Below are 3,646 nucleotides of genomic sequence, written 5' to 3'. Positions count from 1 at the left end.
CCGCCACCCTGGTGTTCACCCCCTACGCCGACCCGTCGACCAGGGCCACCCAGCTGCTCTCCGGCGCGCTGGACATCGCCAGCTTCCCCGACGAGAACATCGGCCGGTTCGAGAACAACGACTCCTTCTCGGTCGACATGGTCAACGCGCTCGGCACCTACCTGCTGTTCAACGAGCGCCCGGGCTCCGTCTTCGCCGACGCCCCGGAACTGCGGCGCGCCGTCGCCCAGGCCCTGGACCCCGAGGGGTTCACCCAGGTCGTCACCCACGGCCGCGGCCAGGTCCTCACCTCGGTCGGCTCCGCGGCGCTGCCCTGCGCCAACACGGACGCCGCCCTGCTCCCCGGCCACGACCCCGAAGCCGCCGGCGAGCTGCTCGACGGCGTCACCATCCGCTTCGTCGGCACCGTCGGCGTCGACCAGGGCAACGAGTACGCCGCCGAGGTGCTGCGCAACGCCGGCGCCGACATCGAACTGCGCAACCTCGACAACGCGCAGTGGTCCGAGATCACCAGCGGCGGGGGCGACGACTGGGACGTCACCATCCAGGCCGACTTCAACGTCGTCGGCTCCCTGCCCTCCTCCCTGCTGCGCGTCATGGGGCCGCCCACCGAGGACGGCGGGCGCAACAAGACCGGCGCCGTCAACGAGGAGGGCTACGACGCGCTGCGCGAGGCGATGAGCACCACCGACCCCGACGCGCGCTGCGCGGCACTCGGGCGAGCCCAGGAGTCCTTCCTCCAGCGAGTCGACGCCGCCCCGCTCGCCGGCCTCGCCGAGGCGTCCGTCGCCGCCGCCGGCGTCTCGATCCGCGCCCTCGGCGACTACATCGACCCCGCGACCATCCGCGTCGTCGGCTGACCCGGAGCCCGCGCCATGACCACCACCGCACCCAGCACCGCGCCCGGCACCGCGCCAGGCGCCATGCCGACCGGCCGCGCCGCCCGCCCGGGCGCCCGCCCCTGGCTCCTCTTCGCCAGGGACCGGCTCATCGGCCTGGCCGCCGTCTTCCTCGTCCTGCTCGTGCTGTCGTTCCTGATCGTGCAGCTCATCCCGGGCGACCCCGCCGTGGCCCTCGCCGGACCCGACGCCACCAGCGAGGACATCGCCGCCCTGCGCACCACCCTCGGCCTCGACCGCCCGGTCCTCAGCCAGTTCCTCGACTACGCCGGCGGCGTCCTCACCGGCGACCTCGGCGACTCGTTCCAGTACCGCCAGCCGGTGGAGACCATCATCGGCAACCGCCTCCCCTTCACCGCGATCGTCGCCTTCTGGGGAATCGTCGTGGTCCTGGTGGTCGCCGTGCCCGTGGGCATGGCGGTGGCCATCGCCACCCGCGGCGGCCGCCGCCGCTGGCTCGACACCTCGTTCGGCGCCCTCACCGGCTTCCTCGACTCGGTGCCCGGCTACGTGATGGCGACGTTCCTCGTCGTCCTCCTCGCCTCCGGCATCGGGGTCCTCCCGCTGCTGCCGCCCGCCTTCTCGCCCGGCGACCCCAACCTCTCCCTGATCCTGCCCGTCGCCGCCCTGGCCGTCGGCCCCGCCTGCACCATGGCCCGGGTCGTCCGCCGCGAGACCGCCGTCGTGCTGGGACACGACCACATGCGCACCGCGCGCGGCTGGCGGCTGCGGCCCGGCACCCTGCACCTCAAGTACGCGCTGCCCAACCTGCTCACCAGCACGCTCACCCTCAGCGGACTCATCCTCTCCGGCATGCTCGGCGGCGCCCTGATCATCGAGAACGTGTTCGCGCTGCCCGGCCTCGGCTCCGGCATCATCAAGGCGATCCTCGACCGCGACTACCCCGTCATCCAGGGCATGGTCCTGGTCATCGGCATGATCGCCGCCCTCGTCCACCTGGTCGTCGACGTGCTGCTCGGGCTCGTCGACTCCCGCAACCTGGGAGGCGCTCATGGCGACTGAGACGGTCACCGCCCCCGCCACACCGCACCGCCCGACGGCGGGCACGCCCCGGCGCTTCGCCTGGACCCCGGGCCTCGTCATCGGCCTCGCCCTGATGGCGGCCGTCGTCGCGGCCGGGCTCCTCGCCCCGATCCTGCTCGACGAGCGCGCCGCCACCCTCGGCGAGAGCGCCGCCCAGCCGTCGGCCGCCCACTGGTTCGGCACCGACGCGGCCGGCCACGACGTGCTCGCCCGCAGCCTGGTCGCCACCCGCCTCACCCTGCTGATGACGATCGGCGCCACCGCGATCTCCGTCGTCGGCGGCGTCGTCATCGGCACGGCCGTGTGGCTGGCCCCGCGCCGGACACGCACCCTCGGCCTGCGCGCCATCGACACCCTCGTCGCCTTCCCCGCCCTGCTCCTCGCGCTGGTCGTCGCCGCGATCCTCGAACCCGGCACCGGCTCGGCCATCACCGCCATCGGCCTGGCCGGCGTCCCCTACTTCGCCCGCCTGACCGCCAACCTCGCCGCCCAGATCTCCCGCCGCGACTTCGTCGCCACCGCCCGGCTGATGGGCGTGCCGGGACACCGCGTCGCCACCCGGCACGTCATCCCCAACATGGCCGAGCCGCTGCTCGTGCTCACCGCCTCCGCGTTCGCCCAGGCGCTCACGGCCCTCTCCGCGCTGTCCTTCGTCGGACTCGGAGTCCAGTCGCCCGACTACGACTTCGGCAAGCTGCTCAACGAGGCCCTGCCGTCGGTACTCGCCGGCCGCCCCTGGCAGATGGTCGGCCCCACCCTGCTCATCGTGGTCACCGGCGTCGCCGCCACCCTGATCGGCGACGGCCTCGCCGCCGCGGCCGACCCCCGCACCGGCACCAGGACCCGCGCGGCGACGCTGGTCAGGTCCGGCACCGCGCAGGACGCCGGGGACACCGGGAACGCCGGGGACGCCGGGGAGATCGGCGCCGACGCGGCCCTGGTCGAGGTCGACGACCTCGTCATCACCAACAGCGCGGGACACACCCTCGTCGACCACGTCTCGCTGCGGATCGCCCCCGGCGAGATCGTCGGCCTCGTCGGCGAGTCGGGATCCGGCAAGTCCCTGACCGCCATGACCCTGGCCCGCCTGCTGCCCGAGGGGCTCACCGCCGAGGCCGCGCGGCTGCGGCTCGGCGACCTCGACCTGCTCGGCCGGGTCGGTGACCGCGACCTGGCCCTCGCCATGGGCCTCGTCTACCAGGACCCGGGCACCACCTTCAACCCCGCCCTCCGGCTGGGCACCCAACTCACCGAGGTGCTCCGCACCCACGCCCGCGCCGGCCGCGACGAGGCCCGCGCCCGGATCCTCGACGCCCTGCGCGCGGTCCGGATGACCCAGCCCGAACTCCGCCTCCGCCAACACCCCCACGAGCTCTCCGGCGGCATGCGCCAGCGCGCCATGATCGCCTCGGCCATCGCCACCACCCCGAAGCTGCTCGTCGCCGACGAGCCCACCACCGCCCTCGACGTCACCGTGCAGGCCGAGATCCTGCGGGAACTCAAGCGGATCAACCGCGAGTTCGACACCGCCATCCTCTTCATCTCGCACGACCTGGCCGTCGTGCGGGCGCTCTGCGACCGCGTGCTGGTGATGAAGGACGGCCGCATCGTCGAACGGACCACGGCCGCCGACCTCACCATCGAGACCGCCCGACACCCCTACACCCGCAAGCTGTTGGCGGCCACCCCCAGCACCGCGACCG

The 3,646-nt window shown here is 73.8% G+C and carries 3 protein-coding genes; all 3 read left to right on the top strand.

From position 1 onward, the window contains the following. The coding region (locus tag E1283_RS33845; RefSeq protein ID WP_243745296.1) for an ABC transporter substrate-binding protein at positions 1–860 on the top strand (860 nt) is incomplete at its 5' end. A 15-nt stretch (positions 861–875) separates the two neighbouring features. Continuing rightward, complete coding sequence (locus E1283_RS33840; protein ID WP_207930639.1) at positions 876–1,922, top strand: ABC transporter permease; 1,047 nt, start codon at positions 876–878, stop codon at positions 1,920–1,922. Further along, positions 1,912–3,646: dipeptide/oligopeptide/nickel ABC transporter permease/ATP-binding protein (locus tag E1283_RS33835; RefSeq protein ID WP_243745295.1), on the top strand; the 1,735-nt coding region annotated here is incomplete at its 3' end. The genes E1283_RS33840 and E1283_RS33835, both read left to right, overlap by 11 nt.

The sequence above is a fragment of the Streptomyces hainanensis genome (assembly GCF_004348415.1).
In the GTDB taxonomy this organism is placed as follows: domain Bacteria; phylum Actinomycetota; class Actinomycetes; order Streptomycetales; family Streptomycetaceae; genus Streptomyces; species Streptomyces hainanensis.
The sequence above is the reverse complement of the archived record's forward strand: the minus strand, read 5'-3'. Positions and strand labels throughout refer to the sequence as shown.